This is a genomic window from Algibacter miyuki (assembly GCF_030409805.1).
Taxonomy (GTDB): Bacteria; Bacteroidota; Bacteroidia; order Flavobacteriales; family Flavobacteriaceae; genus Algibacter; species Algibacter miyuki.
In genome coordinates this window covers 609,984-626,447 of sequence record NZ_JAUFQP010000007.1, presented here as the reverse complement: position 1 = coordinate 626,447, position 16,464 = coordinate 609,984, and the positions used below count along the sequence as shown (strand labels likewise).

20 protein-coding genes are annotated in these 16,464 nt (G+C 34.2%); 9 read left to right on the top strand and 11 right to left on the bottom strand.

What is annotated here, in order from left to right:
- Nucleotides 1-35: 35 nt before the first annotated feature.
- The gene (purD, locus tag QWY92_RS05715) at nt 36-1,307 is read left to right on the top strand and encodes a phosphoribosylamine--glycine ligase (protein ID WP_290269228.1); all 1,272 of its coding nucleotides are present in this window, start codon (nt 36-38) and stop codon (nt 1,305-1,307) included.
- Here purD and QWY92_RS05710 read toward each other — a convergent pair.
- Nucleotides 1,302-1,529, bottom strand: coding sequence for a DUF6341 family protein (locus QWY92_RS05710; RefSeq protein WP_290269226.1), 228 nt, complete (start codon nt 1,527-1,529; stop codon nt 1,302-1,304). The genes purD and QWY92_RS05710 overlap by 6 nt on opposite strands.
- 72 nt (nt 1,530-1,601) lie before the next feature.
- On the opposite strand from QWY92_RS05710, the gene QWY92_RS05705 reads away from it, so the two are divergent.
- Nucleotides 1,602-2,525, top strand: coding sequence for a DUF6427 family protein (locus QWY92_RS05705; RefSeq protein ID WP_290269223.1), 924 nt, complete (start codon nt 1,602-1,604; stop codon nt 2,523-2,525).
- Here QWY92_RS05705 and upp read toward each other — a convergent pair.
- On the bottom strand, nt 2,514-3,173 hold the full coding sequence (gene upp, locus QWY92_RS05700; protein ID WP_290269222.1) for a uracil phosphoribosyltransferase: 660 nt from the start codon (nt 3,171-3,173) through the stop codon (nt 2,514-2,516). The two genes, QWY92_RS05705 and upp, sit on opposite strands and share 12 nt — an antisense overlap.
- Nucleotides 3,174-3,246: 73 nt before the next feature.
- Between upp and QWY92_RS05695 the strand changes: the two genes are divergently transcribed.
- Both QWY92_RS05695 and QWY92_RS05690 read left to right on the top strand, forming a co-directional pair.
- Nucleotides 3,247-3,852 (top strand): DUF4254 domain-containing protein, encoded by a 606-nt coding sequence (locus QWY92_RS05695; protein ID WP_290269221.1) that lies wholly within the window; start codon nt 3,247-3,249, stop codon nt 3,850-3,852.
- Between the two features lie 70 nt (nt 3,853-3,922).
- Complete coding sequence (locus QWY92_RS05690; protein ID WP_290269219.1) at nt 3,923-4,942, top strand: glycosyltransferase family 9 protein; 1,020 nt, start codon at nt 3,923-3,925, stop codon at nt 4,940-4,942.
- Nucleotides 4,943-4,954: 12 nt separating this feature from the next.
- On the opposite strand, the gene QWY92_RS05685 is transcribed toward QWY92_RS05690, so the two are convergent.
- Genes QWY92_RS05685 through QWY92_RS05675 form a run of 3 tightly spaced genes read right to left on the bottom strand, consistent with a single transcriptional unit; the run spans nt 4,955 to nt 7,155 of the window.
- Nucleotides 4,955-5,560 carry an HPP family protein gene (locus QWY92_RS05685; protein ID WP_290269217.1) on the bottom strand — a complete coding sequence of 202 codons (606 nt, stop codon included), beginning with the start codon at nt 5,558-5,560 and terminating at the stop codon, nt 4,955-4,957.
- A 32-nt stretch (nt 5,561-5,592) separates the two neighbouring features.
- Nucleotides 5,593-6,081, bottom strand: a complete 489-nt coding sequence (locus QWY92_RS05680; RefSeq protein WP_290269215.1) for a P-loop nucleotide/nucleoside kinase family protein — start codon at nt 6,079-6,081, stop codon at nt 5,593-5,595.
- A 15-nt stretch (nt 6,082-6,096) separates the two neighbouring features.
- On the bottom strand, nt 6,097-7,155 hold the full coding sequence (locus tag QWY92_RS05675; protein WP_290269213.1) for a ferredoxin--NADP reductase: 1,059 nt from the start codon (nt 7,153-7,155) through the stop codon (nt 6,097-6,099).
- A 113-nt stretch (nt 7,156-7,268) separates the two neighbouring features.
- Between QWY92_RS05675 and QWY92_RS05670 the strand changes: the two genes are divergently transcribed.
- The 5 genes from QWY92_RS05670 (at nt 7,269) to QWY92_RS05650 (ending at nt 11,010) form a co-directional block, all read left to right on the top strand.
- On the top strand, nt 7,269-7,607 hold the full coding sequence (locus QWY92_RS05670) for a PadR family transcriptional regulator (RefSeq protein WP_290269211.1): 339 nt from the start codon (nt 7,269-7,271) through the stop codon (nt 7,605-7,607).
- Nucleotides 7,607-8,302 (top strand): hypothetical protein, encoded by a 696-nt coding sequence (locus QWY92_RS05665; protein WP_290269209.1) that lies wholly within the window; start codon nt 7,607-7,609, stop codon nt 8,300-8,302. Before QWY92_RS05670 ends, QWY92_RS05665 begins: the two co-directional genes overlap by 1 nt.
- 98 nt (nt 8,303-8,400) lie before the next feature.
- On the top strand, nt 8,401-8,802 hold the full coding sequence (locus tag QWY92_RS05660; RefSeq protein ID WP_290269208.1) for a DUF2059 domain-containing protein: 402 nt from the start codon (nt 8,401-8,403) through the stop codon (nt 8,800-8,802).
- Between the two features lie 9 nt (nt 8,803-8,811).
- Complete coding sequence (locus QWY92_RS05655; protein WP_290269205.1) at nt 8,812-10,290, top strand: DUF5687 family protein; 1,479 nt, start codon at nt 8,812-8,814, stop codon at nt 10,288-10,290.
- Nucleotides 10,291-10,302: 12 nt separating this feature from the next.
- Nucleotides 10,303-11,010: an ABC transporter ATP-binding protein gene (locus tag QWY92_RS05650; protein ID WP_290269203.1), complete on the top strand. Its 708-nt coding sequence runs from the start codon at nt 10,303-10,305 to the stop codon at nt 11,008-11,010.
- Between the two features lie 156 nt (nt 11,011-11,166).
- Here the strand turns inward: QWY92_RS05650 and QWY92_RS05645 are convergent, their stop codons facing one another.
- The 6 genes from QWY92_RS05645 to dut form a co-directional block, all read right to left on the bottom strand.
- Nucleotides 11,167-11,445 (bottom strand): putative quinol monooxygenase, encoded by a 279-nt coding sequence (locus tag QWY92_RS05645; RefSeq protein WP_290269201.1) that lies wholly within the window; start codon nt 11,443-11,445, stop codon nt 11,167-11,169.
- A 42-nt stretch (nt 11,446-11,487) separates the two neighbouring features.
- Complete coding sequence (locus QWY92_RS05640) at nt 11,488-12,717, bottom strand: murein hydrolase activator EnvC family protein (protein ID WP_290269199.1); 1,230 nt, start codon at nt 12,715-12,717, stop codon at nt 11,488-11,490.
- Nucleotides 12,717-13,484, bottom strand: a complete 768-nt coding sequence (gene lolB1, locus QWY92_RS05635; protein WP_290269197.1) for a lipoprotein insertase outer membrane protein LolB1 — start codon at nt 13,482-13,484, stop codon at nt 12,717-12,719. Before lolB1 ends, QWY92_RS05640 begins: the two co-directional genes overlap by 1 nt.
- Nucleotides 13,484-14,845, bottom strand: coding sequence for a tetratricopeptide repeat protein (locus QWY92_RS05630; RefSeq protein WP_290269196.1), 1,362 nt, complete (start codon nt 14,843-14,845; stop codon nt 13,484-13,486). The genes lolB1 and QWY92_RS05630 overlap by 1 nt, the downstream gene beginning before the upstream one ends.
- A 33-nt stretch (nt 14,846-14,878) precedes the next feature.
- Entirely contained in the window at nt 14,879-15,898 is a 1,020-nt protein-coding gene (locus QWY92_RS05625; RefSeq protein ID WP_290269194.1) for a sugar phosphate nucleotidyltransferase, read from the bottom strand.
- A gap of 86 nt (nt 15,899-15,984) precedes the next feature.
- A complete protein-coding gene (dut, locus tag QWY92_RS05620; RefSeq protein WP_290269192.1) occupies nt 15,985-16,419 on the bottom strand; it encodes a dUTP diphosphatase in 435 nt (144 codons plus the stop codon).
- Nucleotides 16,420-16,464: the final 45 nt, after the last annotated feature.

The window sequence follows — 16,464 nt, the reverse complement described above, 5'->3', positions numbered from 1 at the left end:
TTCCCATGAAAATGGGATTTTAAAATCTATAAATAATGAATATTTTAATTCTTGGTTCTGGCGGAAGAGAACACACATTCGCTTGGAAAATTGCTCAAAGTCCTTTATGTAATGCACTTTTTGTTGCTCCTGGAAATTCGGGAACAGCAAACGTAGCGACCAATGTAAAGATTGGTGTAACCGATTTTGAAGCCATTAAAGAATTGGTTTTAAACGAAAATATAGACCTTGTAGTGGTTGGGCCAGAAGATCCGTTAGTACAGGGGGTTCACGATTTTTTCTTGAATGATGATGCTATCAAGCATGTTTCTGTTATTGGGCCGCAAAAAGTAGCAGCTGAATTAGAGGGTAGTAAAGAATTTGCTAAAGAATTTTTATACCGTCACAATATTCCAACAGCAGCTTACGAGAGTTTTACTAAAGAAACTGTTGAAAAAGGATATGCTTTTCTAGAAACGTTGAATGCGCCGTATGTGTTAAAAGCAGACGGATTAGCAGCGGGAAAAGGGGTTGTTATTTTAAATGATTTAGATGAAGCTAAGGCGGAACTAAAAAGTATGTTGGTAGATGCCAAATTTGGTGAAGCGAGTAACAAAGTGGTTATTGAAGAGTTTTTAGACGGTATTGAATTAAGTTGTTTCGTGTTAACCGATGGTGAAAATTATAAAATTTTACCAACCGCAAAAGATTACAAACGCATTGGTGAAGGTGATACCGGTTTAAACACGGGTGGAATGGGAGCTGTATCTCCAGTGCCTTTTGCTACAGACGAATTTTTAAGTAAAATTGAAGAACGCATTGTAAAACCAACTATAAGTGGTTTCAAAAAAGATAATTTACCTTATGTAGGTTTTGTGTTTATTGGTTTAATTAAAGTTGGAGACGACCCGAAAGTTATTGAATATAACGTGAGAATGGGCGATCCGGAAACCGAAGTAGTATTACCTAGATTGAAGAACGATTTTGTTGAAATTCTGCAAGCAATGGCAAACGGAACTTTAGATACTATTAATATTGAAATAGACGAGCGTGCGGCAACTACTATTATGTTAGTGTCTGGGGGTTATCCAGAAGCTTACGAAAAAGGTAAAGAAATTACGGGCGTTGATGCGATTGAAGATTCTATTGCTTTTCATGCAGGAGCACAGCTTAAAGATGGTAAAATTGTGACTTCTGGCGGACGTGTTATGGCGATTACATCATATGGAAACACGTACCAAGAGGCCATAAAAAAATCTTATCAAAATATAGAAAAACTACATTTTGATAAGATGAATTATCGTAAAGATATTGGATTTGATCTATAAGTAAGAGTGAGCAGAAATGCTTTTGTCCTCTTCGTCATTATCGCTGTATTTTTTTAATTGAAGCATCCAGTAAACCATGGCTACAAGACCAATAATTGCAAAAATCCAAGAAATAGTGCTTGCTGCAAACCAGTTTTCAAGCTCTAAAGCTCTTAATGCATCCATTGGTACAAGAAGTGTGTCAACAAATAAATCTTGTATTGCGTAAAAGAAATCTTTCATGTGTGGTATATTATTTTCTAACTTGGTTAGAATTGTTAGTATATTTACGTAGCAAAAATACAAAAACAGTTAATGATTACAAGTATTTTTAGTAAATCTAAGCCAATAAATTTCATTATCGTATTTTTTATTACGCTATTGGCTTTTGTAATGGCTAGGTTTGGTTTAGAAACAAGCTGGAGTAACGCCTATGTTGTTATTGAAGAAGGCGGCTTATTTATGGTTTGTTTTGCTTCCATTTTACTGGTTAATTTTATTGTTAACAAAAACAGTTTATCAAAAAAAAGCAACTACGAAATCTTGTTGTTTAGCTTGTTTTTATTGACTTTAACACAAACTACAAATAATGTCAATATTCTGCTTTCAAACTTTTTTGTACTCTTAGGTTTGCGCCGCGTTATTAGTTTACGTTCTAAAATAGAGTTGAATAAAAAATTATTCGATGCCGCCTTTTGGTTTGCTATTGCTGCACTTTTTTATTTTTGGGCCATTTTATTTTTTGTGTTAATTCTCATTTCGTTGATTCTTTATAGAGATGGTGAATTAAAGCATTGGGTGATTCCTTTTACCGGTGTAGCATCTGTTTTTGTTATAACCATGGGAGCTTCGGTTGTTTTCTTCGATGATTTTTTTGGTGCATTTACCAGTTTTCCAGAGTTTAGTTTTAACTTTAATAGTTATAATTCGGCATCGTATATTATAGCGATAACCATTCTTTTATCCTTCGGAATTTGGTCTTCCTTGTTCTATATCAACAGTATAAAAGAGAAGAAAAAGGCTTTTCGGGTATCATTTAAAACTATTCTTGTGGCAGCCATAATTGGTTTTGCTATTGTTTTTTTAGCTCCGGTAAAAGATGGAAGTGAGTTTCTATTTCTATTTGCGCCATTAGCGATTATTATTGCTAATTATATTGAAATTATTGACGAAAAATGGTTTAGAGAAATCTTTCTAGGCGTGCTTATTATTTTACCGTTTGTTCTGTTAATGCTGTAGTTTTTCACCAAAAGCTAAGTCGCCAGCGTCGCCCAATCCTGGCATAATATAGCCTTTCTCGTTTAATTTTTTATCAATGGCAGCAATCCATAAATGCGTGTTTTTATCAAAATGATCTGCAATAAAATCGACGCCTTCTTGTGCGCCAATAGCACTAACTAAATGCACTTCTTTGGGTGTGCCAAAAGGTTTTAAAGCTTCAAAAGTAGCTAACATCGATTGTCCGGTAGCTAGCATAGGGTCGGCTAAAACTAAAGTCTTATTTTCTAAACTTGGGCAGGCTAAATATTCTACCACAATTTCAAAACTTTCAGGATCGTGTTTGTGGTGTCTGTAAGCCGAAATAAATGCATTTTCAGCCGTATCAAAATAATTTAACAAGCCATTATGTAGCGGAACGCCGGCACGTAAAATAGAACATAAAACCACATTGTTTTCTAGTAAATTTATGGAGCAATCACCCAAAGGTGTTTTTATGGTGGAAGCTTTATAGTTGAAATGTTTACTCATTTCATAACCTAATATTTCACCAATACGTTCAATATTTCTGCGAAAACGCATACTGTCGTTTTGAATTTCAACGTTTCGTATTTCAGAAATAAAAGTGTTTAATACTGAGTTTTGTTCTGATAAATGATGAATTTTCATAATGATAACGTGGTTTTTCTGTAGTAAAGTTAAGTAAATATGAAGTATATTTACATTTTAAAATTTATACAATATGTTTACAACTAAAGCCAACAAAATATTTCAAGACGTTATAGCGAAATACCACATTATTAATACGGTAGATCAACCTTTTACAAACGCTTACGCGGAAAGTGATTTATTAGAGCATTTATTGTACAGAAAATGTTGGATTGATACCGTGCAATGGCATTATGAAGATATTATTCGTGATCCACAAATAGACCCTGTTGCGGCGTTAACATTGAAGCGTAAAATTGATGCCTCTAACCAAGATAGAACGGATATGGTAGAATATATCGATAGCTATTTTTTAGAGAAATATAAAGATGTTGAGGTGAAAGCGGATGCTACAATTAATACCGAAAGTCCAGCTTGGGGTGTAGATCGTTTATCTATTTTAGCCTTAAAAGTATATCATATGAATGAGGAAGCAACCCGTACCGATGCTTCTGATGCGCATAGAGCGGCTTGCCAAACCAAACTAGATATTTTATTAGAACAACGTATAGATTTATCTACAGCTATTGATACCTTGCTTGCCGATATAGAAAAAGGTGATAAATACATGAAAGTGTATAAGCAAATGAAAATGTACAATGATGATGAATTAAACCCTGTTTTAAGAGGTCAAAAATAATTATAAAACCATACAAAACGGACGTTGCTTTTATTTTGGCAGCGTCCGTTTTTTTTAGTTCCAAATTCACATGTCTAAACCAAGCCAAAACATTTTAGTAATAAGGCTTTCTGCGATGGGAGATGTTGCTATGACGATTCCTGTTTTAAGAGCCTTAATCCAAAAATATCCGACGCTTAAATTAACGGTTTTAACACGCGCTTTTTTTACGCCATTTTTTAGAGGTTTGCCAAATGTAACAGTGGTTCATGCCGATGTAAATGGCGAGCACAAAGGTGTTATAGGACTTTGGAAATTATCAAAAGCATTAAAAGCACTAAATATTGATGTTATTGCGGATTTACACAATGTGTTACGTAGTAATATTTTAAAACAATTCTTCTTCGGAAAAAAGACAATTCAAATTGATAAGGGTAGAGCTGAGAAAAAAGCATTGGTTTCTGGTGAAAAATTTCAGCAATTAAAAACAACACATCAACGTTATGCTGATGTTTTTGAAACCTTGGGATTTCCGGTGGAATTATCGAATCCAAGCTTTCCTCAACGTGCCATTTTAAGTCCAGAACTTCAAACTATTGTTGGGCATAGTTTTAAAAAATTGATTGGTATTGCACCATTTGCAGCCCATGAGGGAAAAATGTATCCTCTAAATTTAATGAAAGAGGTTATTGAAACCCTTTCAGAAGATTATAATATCGTACTCTTTGGTGGAGGAAAAAAAGAGGTTGCTATTTTAAATGAATTTCAAAATACTTTTGAAAACGTGATTAACGTCGCTGGAACGCTAAGTTTCGATGAGGAATTAGACCTTATTTCGAATTTAGATGTGATGTTAGCTATGGACTCCGGAAACGCGCATATGGCAGCTATGTTAGGGGTAAAGGTCGTTACTGTTTGGGGTGTTACGCATCCGTTTGCTGGTTTTGCTCCATTTAATCAGCCTAAAGATTATTGCTTAGTGGCTGATAGGGAGAAATTCCCAGAAATTCCAACATCAATTTATGGAAATAAATATCCTGAAAATTATAAAGGTGCCGCTGGAAGTATCGCTCCAGAAACCATAGTTTCTAAAATAAAAGCTATTATTTAATCGGTCTTTTTTCTATTTCTTTAATCCTTTACTTTTAAATACTTGAGTTAACCTGCCGTTGGTTGGGTAAGACCTATGTTTGGTCATGTTATTAAAAATTAATGCGACAAATAATAGTATTAATGAGCCAGATAAAACGGGAGATAATACGTAGAAATAGCCTAAATTTTTAATATTTTCTGTACCTATAATGGCAATAAGTGCGGTTGCTCCACCTGGCGGATGCAAGGTTTTTGTAAACTGCATGGCAATTATAGATGTGGCTACGGCTAGTGGTGCGGTAAGCCAAATAATATCAGGTATAAATTTAGCTATTGTAACTCCAATGAGTGCCGAAATTATTTGTCCGCCTATAACATTTCGGGGTTGCGCTAAGGGGCTTTGTATGGCTCCAAACACTAATACACTTGAAGCACCAAATGAGCCAATAAGAAACATGTTTTCAGTTTCTAATAAGTATTTGGATTGAATAAACGCGATAAGACCAATACCTGTAAAAGCACCAATAAACGACCAAAATTTCTCTCTGTAATCTACTAGAGTTTCTTTGTAGATTACATATTTTGAAATTCGAGCATTACGTTTAATTTTTTGACGAATGCGTTTACTTTTACTCATGTTTGTTTAGTTATAATGTCGGAGAGATAATTTTATTGGCGAATTATTGTGCTGTTTTTCAGCTCTGTATCGGTTGGTGTTTCAAACCAGTTTTCCATAAAATCAAAGTCTGATTGGCTAACTTCAAACTCAAAAGTATCTCCTTTTTCGGAATTGCGTTTTAAAACCCTTTCGAGTCTTACAGCTTTGGGAATATCTAGAAAATGAGTGGTTATTTCATAGTTGTTTTCAGAGCAAAAGGCTCTAAACTTTTCACGATGTTTAAATTTTGAAAGCCCTAAATCTAAAATGGAATCGGTGCCTGTTTTTTCTAACTGGTGTATTAAATCTAAAATCATAGTTTCCGAACGTTCAATGCGTTCCAAAAACCATTCTAAGCCATCAGTTGGGGTTTTATCTGGAAGGAATAAGGTTTTGTTCCAAGTATCAATAGAAAAAACAATAGCGTTTGTATTTGCTTTTAAAGCTTGCGCATAGGTTGTTTTACCAGATCCTGTATTTCCAACAATAAGGTGAACCATTAAAATGTTGCTTTTTTAAACGTCGTCAAAATCGATAGAAAGTGTATCGCTTGTTGGATGCGCTTGGCAGGTTAAAATTAAGCCTTCAGCCACTTCGCTTTCTGTTAAAATATTGTTTTGGCGCATCACAGCGGTACCTTCGGTTACACGGGCTAAGCAACTACTACAAATTCCACCTTGGCAAGAGTATGGTGCATCTAAATCTTCATCTAAAGCCGCTTCCAAAAGGGTTTGTTTTTGCGACATATCAAACGTGGTGGTTTCATCATCAACCGTAACTGTAATTTTTGTGTTTCCACTAGATACCGTTGTTTCTTTTGCTATTTCAGCGGGTTTCGAAGCTTTAAAAAGTTCAAAATGAATACGATTTTCATCAATATCATGGCTAGTTAAAACATCTTTAACTGTATGGATCATGGTTTCTGGTCCACAAAGGTAAAAAGCATCTACTTCAACGTGTTTATGTTTGTTTTTTATCACATAATTTACGGTGCTTTTTTCAATACGTCCAAAAATAGCATCGTCTTCATCTTGTTGGCTAAATACAAACTGAACAGAAAAACGATCTTTATATTGATGTTGTAAAGCTAAAAGCTCGTCGAAAAACATGGTGTCTTCCGTAGTTTTATTACCGTAAACTAAAATTACTTTACTATGGATTTCTTCTTCCAAAGCACATTTTAAAATACTTAAAACCGGAGTAATACCACTACCAGCAACAAATGCAGCAATATTTTTTGTTTTAGAATCGTTAGGCGTAAAAGTGAAACGACCTTTTGGTGGCGCCACTTCTAGCGTATCTCCAACTTTTAGGGTGTTGTTAGCGTATGCCGAAAACGTACCATCTTTCACTTCTTTTACAGCCACTTTTAACTCACCACTTTTTGGCGAAACACATAGTGAATAATCACGACGAATCTCATTACCATTAATTTCCGTTTTTAAGGTGATGTATTGTCCAGCTTTAAAGGTAAAAGTGTCTTTTAAATTATCTGGAACATTGAAAGCGATACTTATAGATTTCTCGGTTTCTCTATTTATATTTTTAACTGAAAGTTTATGGAATGATGACATGTCTAATTGATTTTCAACAAAAATACTAAAGCTGATAGTTTTTGCCGAAATATTAAGTGAAAATTAATACCTAAATATTATATGCATAAGAAATTTATGTATATTTGATGTGTATGGGAAACACAAAATTGTATAAAGGGAGCCTGACAACCATTATTTTGAAATTGCTAAATGAGCATGATAAAATGTATGGTTATGAAATTACTCAAAAAGTAAAAGCAATTACCAAAGGCGAGTTAAAAATTACGGAAGGTGCGCTATATCCATCATTACATAAGCTAGAAGCTGAAGGGTTGTTAGCGGTTGAAGTTTTAAAAGTGGATAATAGATTACGGAAATATTACAAGTTAACGGAGCAAGGCACAAAGGAAACGATTAATAAATTGGACGAATTAGAGCGCTATATTAAAACGATGCGTGCTTTGGTAAATCCAGAACTTCGATTTGACTAATGAAACTGACTACCATTCAAATACAAGATTTGTACAGATTTACCAGAGTGCATTTTGTGGAATATTACGATTTACAAACCGAACTTGTAGACCATTTAGCGAATGACATTGAAGCTATTTGGGAAGATAACGCTAACTTGTCTTTTGAAGAAGCACGTGGAAAAGCCTTTAAAAAATTTGGTGTTTATGGCTTTAGTGATGTGGTTACTCAAAGAGAGCGTGCTATGCATAAGCGTTATATTAAATATTTGTTTCGCGAGCTAAAGCAGTGGTTCTCTTTTCCTAAAGTAATGACAACTGTTGCCATGTTTTTAATATTTTACATGGTTTTTTCTACAAAATTTTCGGAGTATTTTATATATGCTTTTTACGGTATTCTTGCCCTTTTCGGACTTTATAAAAGTTTTGTTTTGAATAAAAAGTTTAAACAAAAAAAGAAAATTGCTAAAAAAACATGGCTGCTTGAAGATTTAATTTTTAAACAAGCAATCCTATTTTTTGGGTTTTTTATCTATTATACAATTAATTTAGTAAATCATATCCATGCAATACATCAAACAAAATATTTAGTTATTTTGGTGTCTGGGTTATTTAGTATTATGTGTCTGCTAGCGTACGTCAGTTTAGAATTACTACCCAATAAAGCCGAAATACTTTTGAAAGAAACCTATCCAGAATACGCTATTTCAGTTTAATGTTTTTACATAATTTCACCTTATTTTGTAACAAATCAAATATTCGACTTACTAACAATAAGAATACAATTAACATAACTATTAAAACTTCAATTAAAATGAAAAAATTACTACTCGTTGGTTTATTTATGCTAACAATTGCAACACAGGCGCAAGAACAAAGCGATTTTAAAAAACAAACTATTGAATTTATAAAAATCACGGGGGCTGGGGCGGCTTTTGAAACAGCCATTTCTCAATTAGGAATGATGGTTTCGGAAGAAAATAAAGAAGCTTATACCAAAGAAGCAAATGGAACATTAGTTGGGTTGTATGATAAAATGGCAGAATTGTACATGAATGAATTTACACAATCTGAAATACAAGAGTTAGTAACGTTTTACCAAAGCGATTTAGGTAAAAAATTAGCAGGAAAGCAAATGAATTTAGCGCAGCGAGGTATGGCTATGGGACAATCTTGGGGAATAGAGGTTCAAGGTATTGCCGCTAAATACAACTAAATTTAAAGGATGATAAAACATTTTTTAAATTTAGAATGGAAAGCCTTTTTTAGATCGGCTAGCTTTGGTAAAAGTGTGGCTATAAAAATAATGATGGGCTTTTTTGGCCTTTACTTTATAGTTATGTTTTTATTGCTTGGCATCGGATTATACCCCATGTTGAAGAAGGCATTTCCTGATCAAGACCCACTGCTTATAGTAAATAGTTACATATTTTACTGGATTTTAGGCGATTTAGTATTTCGGTTTTTCATGCAAAAATTGCCCGTAATGAGTGTGAAACCCTTATTGGTATTGCCCATAAAAAGAAGTCAGATTGTACATTTTGTATTACGGAAATCTGTGGTTTCATTTTTTAATTTTTTACCACTTTTCGCCATTATCCCTTTCGGAATTACATTATTGGTGAAAGGTTACCCAACGGGTTCTGTTTTAATATGGATGCTTTGTTTAGTGGTAGTGAGCTTGATTATTAATTTCTTAAATTTTATAATTGAAAGCTTTTCGGCAGGAAGCGAACTCTCGTTTTTACCTATTATAGCACTTACGGGAGGCTTGTATGGTTTAAATTATTTTAACTTTATTTCATTTACTAGCCTTATCGGAAACGGATTTAATGGTGTGTATCAATCTCCTGTTTTTATTCTTTTTCCTATTGTTATTTTAATAGGATTGTATCTTTTCAATTTTAAACTATTGAAACAGAAACTCTTTTTAGATAGTGGCCTTAAAGTGAAAATTAAAGAAGTGAACGCGGCTAATCTAGATTGGACAAAAAACTTCGGAGATGTGGCTCCGTTTTTACAACTCGATTTAAAATTACTGTGGCGGAACAAACGTACAAAATCTTCTGTTTGGATGTTGGGTTTAGGTTTATTATACGGACTCATGTTTTACCCTGGTGGTAAATATGATGCTATGCCAGCCTTTTATGCCTTTGTTGGCGTGTTTGTAACGGGAATATTTTTAATCAATTTCGGACAATTCATTCCGGCTTGGGATAGTGGTTATTATAAATTGCTAATGAGTCAGAATATTAAATACGAGCAGTACTTAAAGTCTAAATTCATTTTAATGAGTTTGAGCGTAATTATTTTATTCGTGCTAAGTATTCCGTATGTGTATTTTGGTTGGAAAATTTTACTCGCCCATTTTGTTACCGCTATTTATAATATTGGTGTTAATACACATGTTATTTTAATTGGAGGTTCATACAATAGGAAGAAAATTAATTTAGATGAAAAGGCGGCGTTTAATCTACAAGGAACAGGGGCTGTGCAATGGCTTATTGGTATTCCGTTAATGATAGTTCCGTTACTTATTTTCGGAATTTCTAGTTGGTTAGCTAGTTTTGAAATGGCTTGCTTAGTATTGGCAATCTTTGGAATTTTAGGTATTGTTTTTCATCAGAAGATAATGAAACTCATAACCAATAAATATTTAAAATCGAAGTATAAAATGATTGATGCATTCGATCAAAACAACTAAATTTTTCACATTATGATTATTACATCAAACTTATCAAAAACATACAACGGTGCAAAGGTTTTAAATATTGAATCGTTAGAGATTCCAAAAGGACAAAGTTTTGGTTTAGTGGGCAATAATGGTGCTGGTAAAACCACGTATTTTAGCCTACTTTTAGATTTAATTGCACCAACTACGGGGTTTATAAAAAGCAACGATATTCAGGTAAACGAAAGTGAAGCGTGGAAACCATTTACGTCTGCATTTATAGATGAAAGTTTTTTAATTGGTTATTTAACAGCCGAAGAATATTTCTATTTTATTGGTGAATTACGCGGACAGAACAAAGCGGATGTTGATGCTTTAGTGGCAGAATATGCCGATTTTTTTCACGACGAAATTTTAGGTCAGAAAAAATATTTACGCGATTTAAGTAAAGGAAATCAAAAGAAAGCTGGTATTGTTGCTGCGCTTATCGGAAATCCGGAAGTTATTATTTTAGACGAACCTTTTGCTAATCTTGACCCTACAACGCAAATTAGATTAAAAGGAATTATTAAAGATTTAGCAGAAAATCAAAATATCACCGTTTTAATTTCTAGTCACGATTTATTGCACGTAACCGACGTTTGCGAGCGCATTGTAGTTTTAGAAAAGGGAGAAGTGGTTAAAGATTTAGAAACCAGTGAAGCCACCTTAAAAGAACTTGAAGTACATTTTGCAGGCGAAGCGGTCGTGTAGGTGAAACGTATTTTAAATATAGTTAACTATTGATGGTACTCGTGGAACGCGCGTCCTATGGAGTAAAAACAAGAAAACCTATTCTAGATGAATAGGTTTTCTTGTATTATGAATTTCACTCTACGATATTGATCGAAAGTGTCAGTTTTATCGTTGTTAAAACACTTCAATTTTTGGGGCTTTGGCTAATAAAGGCTGAACAGCGTTTATAAAAGTTTTAAAATGTTCCGACGCATTGTGGTCTTCAACGGCTTGTGCATCTTCATATTTTTCATAAATAAAGAATTCATTTGAGGTGCCAACTTCTTGCAATAGCGTATAAGTGGAACAACCTTTCTCTGCCAGACTTTCTGCGACCATAACGTTTACTAATGCTATAAATGGCGTAACTTCTGATGCTTTTACGCTTAATTGTGCTATAATCGTTTTTTCCATGATGTTATGTTTAAAAGTAGAATTTTTGAATTAACACAGCTACTACATTTTATAAATCCAGCTTGCAGGATTTTGAGTGTTAGTGTCTTTAGAAATTACAAAATTTAGTATGGTTTCTCCTGTTGATGGGTTTGTAAATACCTCGCCAATATCTTGTTTTGTGGTTACTTTATCTCCTGTTTTTACATAAATATTAGACAGGTTTTTATAATAAGTAATGTAGTTTCCGTGTTGGATAATTACAAACGGATTCACGTTTCTGTTAGCTACAACACCAATAACTTCGCCATTAAACACAGCACGCGCCTTAGCGCCTTTTTCGGTAGCAATACGCACACCATTACTGTTTATAGTTAACGAGCGTACTACAGGATGCGGCTGTGTACCATAACCCATTTTTACTACGCCTTTTTCTACAGGCCAAACTAATTTACCTCGGTTGGACTCAAAGTTTTTAGCAAGCGCTTTGCCTTCTGGAGTTAATGCAAACGTGCTTGAATTGGACGATTTACCTGCTTTCTTGTTCGATTTTGCTATGGCTGCTTTAATAATTTTATTTATTTCAGCATCTATACGGCGGGTTTCACGTTCTTTTTCTTGTATTTGGGCGGCATAGCGGGAGATGTTGCTTTCAATTTCTTTCATTAAAGTTTGCTGTTGTTTACGCTCACTTTCTAATGATTTTTGGGTGACTTTATTTTCAGCAATAAGTTTCTTTTTATCTTCTTTTTGTTTTAATAAGTTCGTGTTTATAGTTTGTAATTCTTGCGTTTTAGCCTTTATAGTTTCACCTTGTTCCTTTTGATGATCCGAGTACTGTTTCATGTATTGTACACGCTTGTAGGCTTGTTTAAAATTACTTGAAGACAAGAGAAACATAATACGACTTTGCTGATTTTTGCTTTTGTACGATTTTACAATCATAGCAGCATAATCTTCTTTTAATGTTGTCAGTTCTGCTCTTAAACTCGTAATATTATTTTGGTTGGTGTTTATTTCCCGTGTTAATAAATTGGCTTGGCGGTTGGTTACTTTTATCAAATTATCCAACACGTTAATTTTGTGGTTAAAATCTTCAATTAAGGATAATTTAGATTTAGCTTTCGATTTATTTTCCGAGCGTAATTCGTTTATTTTCTGAATTTGTCTACGCAATTCCTGACGGCGCGTTTCTAATTCCTTTTGCTTGTTGTTTTGTGAAAAACCAAGAATGCTACAAAGCAAAAAACTAAGTAGAAATACTATTTGATATGCCGGTTTTCTAACCCTCATTAAAGTTCAATTTTTTTAAAACCAGATGGAATTTTAAAAGGAAAGCGCAAGTCATCATTAAGCGCGATACCTTTAAATTCTAGATTTATTATAGTTTCATCAGTGCCTTCTACAGCAATAACTTTTACGTTTTCTGGAAGAATCTGTTTATCAATATGTTGATGTGATAAATAATCAATTTGAAGCATTCTAAATTCCTTAGGTTGCGATATTTGTTGCGATTGCACCTTGAATAATGAAGGATCTATCAGAAAGAAAATTTCAAATAAAGCCTTTTGGTTTTTAGGTTGAAGGACATATACTTGATCATTTACTGAAGAATCATAACGACCATCTTTTAAGTTGAAAATAGCTTCACCTAATAATAAGTTTTGCACTTTCTGAAAATCTAATTCCGTACCTAATAATTTGCTTAAATATGAAAAATCGCCTTCAAAATACGTATTGTCTAGCTTGTTGTAGAAGCCTACTTGTTCTGGCGTAATCAATGCTCTAATCACTGAAAAAGGTGCGTTTATCCATAATACTTCATCTTTTTTAGCACGAAACGTTACGGTGTTAGTTTGCGATTTTCCGTTTTTATTAAAGTTGATTCTAAGCTTGGCTTGTAATGTTTTAAAATCGGGACTTTGTTTGGTGTTGGCTTTAATAACCTCTTTGGTGGAAAGGGTGTAGTTTTCGGCACCACCAGCAATAGTTTTGCTGGATTTACAGCTAAAACTTAATAAAAAAATGGTGCTGAGTAATAAGTATATAGGTTTGCTCATTAATTTTCTGGGTGTATATGTTGTGCTTTGTCACTAAACGTTTTTGCCTTGGCAGTATTGTTTAAAAGCGAGTAAGCTTTGCTGAGTTGTTTATAAAAATCGGCTTCTAATTTGGTGTCGTCTATAATATAATCTAAACCTGTTTCTAATGGTTCTAAAGCTTTTTTAGGGTTATTTAAGGCATTTAAAGCTACGCCATTCACTAAGTATAGTAACGGTTGCGACGGATAATTTTCTAAGGCTTTTGCGCTTTTTTGTTCGGCTTCTTTAAACTGTTGTAAATCTATTTGAAGCAGCAAAATATTTTTTAAAACTGAAAAGTTGTTGCTGTCTTGTTCAAGTGCTTTTTCAAAATATTCTAAAGCTTTTGGTTTATCATTTTTAGATAAATAATATTGCCCTAATTCGAGTAGCGATTTCTCATTATCTTGTTGACTCACTAGGGTAGTGGCTTCAAGTAAATCGGCTTCGTATTGAGGATTAGCTTTAACAAAGTTTACAAAATCGGCTAAAACTTTTACTTTCGCCTCGGGTTTTATTTGTGTGCTTTGTACCACGGTTTTCATAGATGCAATGGCCTTATCAGTTTCATTTTCATCCAAATAGAATTTGTAAAGCGCAAGATGTACCAATTGTGATTCTGGGTTGATTTCTAGTAGTTTCTTTGCGGTTTCAAAAGCTTTTTTCTTGTTGTTATTTTCGCTGTAGCGGAAGATTAATGCTAAGTAGTTTGATTCCTTATCAGGATTGTTTTCTACACGCGTTTCAAGGTTTTCTATCTGGTCAGATTTTCGACCTGTAGCAGCGTAAGCATTATTACGCATACGATCTCTAGCGATAGACACACCAAATTCAGCATCCAATTCATCTAAAAGAATAAGCGCCTCATCAAATTTTTTGGTTTTCACGTAGAGCGATGCTAAATCTTCTTTGTAATCCGGATGATAACTTACCAATTGTTTCACCGTTTTAATGGCGTTCTCTAAGTCGTTTTGACCGGCATAAAATGCGTATAATTCATCTAAAAACCATTCGTTATCAGGTTCTAAATCTACTGCCTTTTTTAGCGCGGTTTCCGCGTCGTTATAATTTTTAAGCTTACTGTAGTTTTTTCCTAATTCAAAATGCAAAACAGGAACAGATTTGTCTAAAGCAATACATTTCTGTAAAGCTTCTACCGAGCGGTCGTAGTTTTCTATACTTTTCTGTTTTAAGGCTTCGTAAAAATACTCTTGAAACTCGTCAGTATTATCGCCTAAATCGTCATCTTGCGTTTTATTAGAATCGACTTGCGCATAGTTTATCTTCGGAACGAGTAACATTCCGAAGATAAAAAACAAGATGTACATGTTATGTTTCATTTGCTGTGCGCGTCTTTTTATAATTTTAGAAAATTACTCTAAAATTGAATAATCTCCAATGCTAATACTGGTAAATTCGCCATCATATTTTACATGATTTCCAATCATAGCGTTGTCTAATTTAGCATTTTTAATGTTAGAATTGGTTTGAATTAAACTGTTTTTAATTGTTGAATTTTCAATAACCGTACCATTTCCTATAGAAACAAAAGGGCCAACAGTTGTGTTTTTAAGAATTACATTTTCACCAATAAAACAAGGTTCAATGATATTTGAGTTTTCTAATTTTGCTGAAGTTGCTACTAATTGTTCGTCGCCATCGGCTTGTAAAAAGCCTAACATACGTTGGTTGGTTTCAATGGTAATGGCCTTGTTTCCGCAGTCCATCCATTCGTCAACCGTACCAGTTTTAAATACTTTGCCATCGGCCATCATGCGTTTTATACCATCGTTAATTTGGTATTCGCCGCCATTCATAATGTTTTCATCAAGAATTTCTTGAAGTTTTCCTTTTAAAACAGCAACATCTTTAAAGTAATAAATTCCAATTACGGCTTGATCGCTAACAAAAGATTCTGGTTTTTCAACAAGCTCAACAATTTCTTGGTTGTCATTAAGTTTAACAACTCCGTAAGCTTCGGGATTTTTAACTTGCTTGGTCCAAATAACACTATCCGCAGTTGGATCTAAATCGAATTGGGCACGAATTAAAGTGTCAGCATAAGCAATCACGGCAGGGCCAGAAAGCGAAGGCTCGGCGCACATAATAGCATGGCCAGTACCTAGTGGTTTATCTTGACGATAAATAGAAGCTTTGGCTCCCAAGTTTTCAGCAAGCGATTTTAAACTGTCTACAACATCATCGCCAAACCAAGCAGGATCGCCCAAAACAAAGGCAATTTCTTCAATAGGTTGCTTTAAAACTTTAGCAATATCTTTTACCAAACGGTGCACAATAGGTTGTCCAGCGACTGGAATTAATGGTTTTGGTACGGTTAAACTGTGCGGGCGTAAACGGGATCCACGTCCGGCCATTGGTACGATTATTTTCATAGTCTTAAATAGTTTATTTGTTTTTCGTTTTTCAACGAACTCATAACTGTTGTTTTATTCTGAAATTATATGCTATTTTCAGCCTCTTATTTTACGCCTGTACTTCCAAATCCGCCTTCGCCTCTTGTGGTTTCAGATAATGTTTCAGCAGAAATCCACTCGGCGCGTTCATGTTTTGCTATGACTAACTGCGCAATGCGTTCGCCATTTTCGATAATGAAATCTTCATTAGAAATATTAACTAAAATCACTCCAATTTCACCTCTATAATCGGCATCAATGGTTCCTGGTGCGTTTAAAACGGTTACGCCTTTTTTCGCTGCCAACCCGCTTCTTGGACGTACTTGTGCTTCGTAACCAATAGGTAATTCGATAAATAAGCCTGTTTTAACAATGGTTCTCCCTAAAGGCTTTAAGGTTATAGCTTCGGAAATTTTAGCGCGTAAATCCATACCTGCAGATGCTATGGTTTCATAGTGCGGTAAATCGTGATTCGATTTGTTAATTATTTTTATTTGCATGCTTTGTTATGTCTTTTTTGATGAGATGCGTTCAGGAACGTTTCA

Excerpts from the sequence above, each read along its gene's own strand:
- purD (WP_290269228.1), top strand. The coding sequence starts at position 36 with ATGAATATTTTAATTCTTGGTTCTGGCGGAAGAGAACACACATTCGCT.
- QWY92_RS05710 (WP_290269226.1), bottom strand. The coding sequence starts at position 1,529 with ATGAAAGATTTCTTTTACGCAATACAAGATTTATTTGTTGACACACTT.
- QWY92_RS05705 (WP_290269223.1), top strand. The coding sequence starts at position 1,602 with ATGATTACAAGTATTTTTAGTAAATCTAAGCCAATAAATTTCATTATC.
- upp (WP_290269222.1), bottom strand. The coding sequence starts at position 3,173 with ATGAAAATTCATCATTTATCAGAACAAAACTCAGTATTAAACACTTTT.
- QWY92_RS05695 (WP_290269221.1), top strand. The coding sequence starts at position 3,247 with ATGTTTACAACTAAAGCCAACAAAATATTTCAAGACGTTATAGCGAAA.
- QWY92_RS05690 (WP_290269219.1), top strand. The coding sequence starts at position 3,923 with ATGTCTAAACCAAGCCAAAACATTTTAGTAATAAGGCTTTCTGCGATG.
- QWY92_RS05685 (WP_290269217.1), bottom strand. The coding sequence starts at position 5,560 with ATGAGTAAAAGTAAACGCATTCGTCAAAAAATTAAACGTAATGCTCGA.
- QWY92_RS05680 (WP_290269215.1), bottom strand. The coding sequence starts at position 6,081 with ATGGTTCACCTTATTGTTGGAAATACAGGATCTGGTAAAACAACCTAT.
- QWY92_RS05675 (WP_290269213.1), bottom strand. The coding sequence starts at position 7,155 with ATGTCATCATTCCATAAACTTTCAGTTAAAAATATAAATAGAGAAACC.
- QWY92_RS05670 (WP_290269211.1), top strand. The coding sequence starts at position 7,269 with ATGGGAAACACAAAATTGTATAAAGGGAGCCTGACAACCATTATTTTG.
- QWY92_RS05665 (WP_290269209.1), top strand. The coding sequence starts at position 7,607 with ATGAAACTGACTACCATTCAAATACAAGATTTGTACAGATTTACCAGA.
- QWY92_RS05660 (WP_290269208.1), top strand. The coding sequence starts at position 8,401 with ATGAAAAAATTACTACTCGTTGGTTTATTTATGCTAACAATTGCAACA.
- QWY92_RS05655 (WP_290269205.1), top strand. The coding sequence starts at position 8,812 with ATGATAAAACATTTTTTAAATTTAGAATGGAAAGCCTTTTTTAGATCG.
- QWY92_RS05650 (WP_290269203.1), top strand. The coding sequence starts at position 10,303 with ATGATTATTACATCAAACTTATCAAAAACATACAACGGTGCAAAGGTT.
- QWY92_RS05645 (WP_290269201.1), bottom strand. The coding sequence starts at position 11,445 with ATGGAAAAAACGATTATAGCACAATTAAGCGTAAAAGCATCAGAAGTT.
- QWY92_RS05640 (WP_290269199.1), bottom strand. The coding sequence starts at position 12,717 with ATGAGGGTTAGAAAACCGGCATATCAAATAGTATTTCTACTTAGTTTT.
- lolB1 (WP_290269197.1), bottom strand. The coding sequence starts at position 13,484 with ATGAGCAAACCTATATACTTATTACTCAGCACCATTTTTTTATTAAGT.
- QWY92_RS05630 (WP_290269196.1), bottom strand. The coding sequence starts at position 14,845 with ATGAAACATAACATGTACATCTTGTTTTTTATCTTCGGAATGTTACTC.
- QWY92_RS05625 (WP_290269194.1), bottom strand. The coding sequence starts at position 15,898 with ATGAAAATAATCGTACCAATGGCCGGACGTGGATCCCGTTTACGCCCG.
- dut (WP_290269192.1), bottom strand. The coding sequence starts at position 16,419 with ATGCAAATAAAAATAATTAACAAATCGAATCACGATTTACCGCACTAT.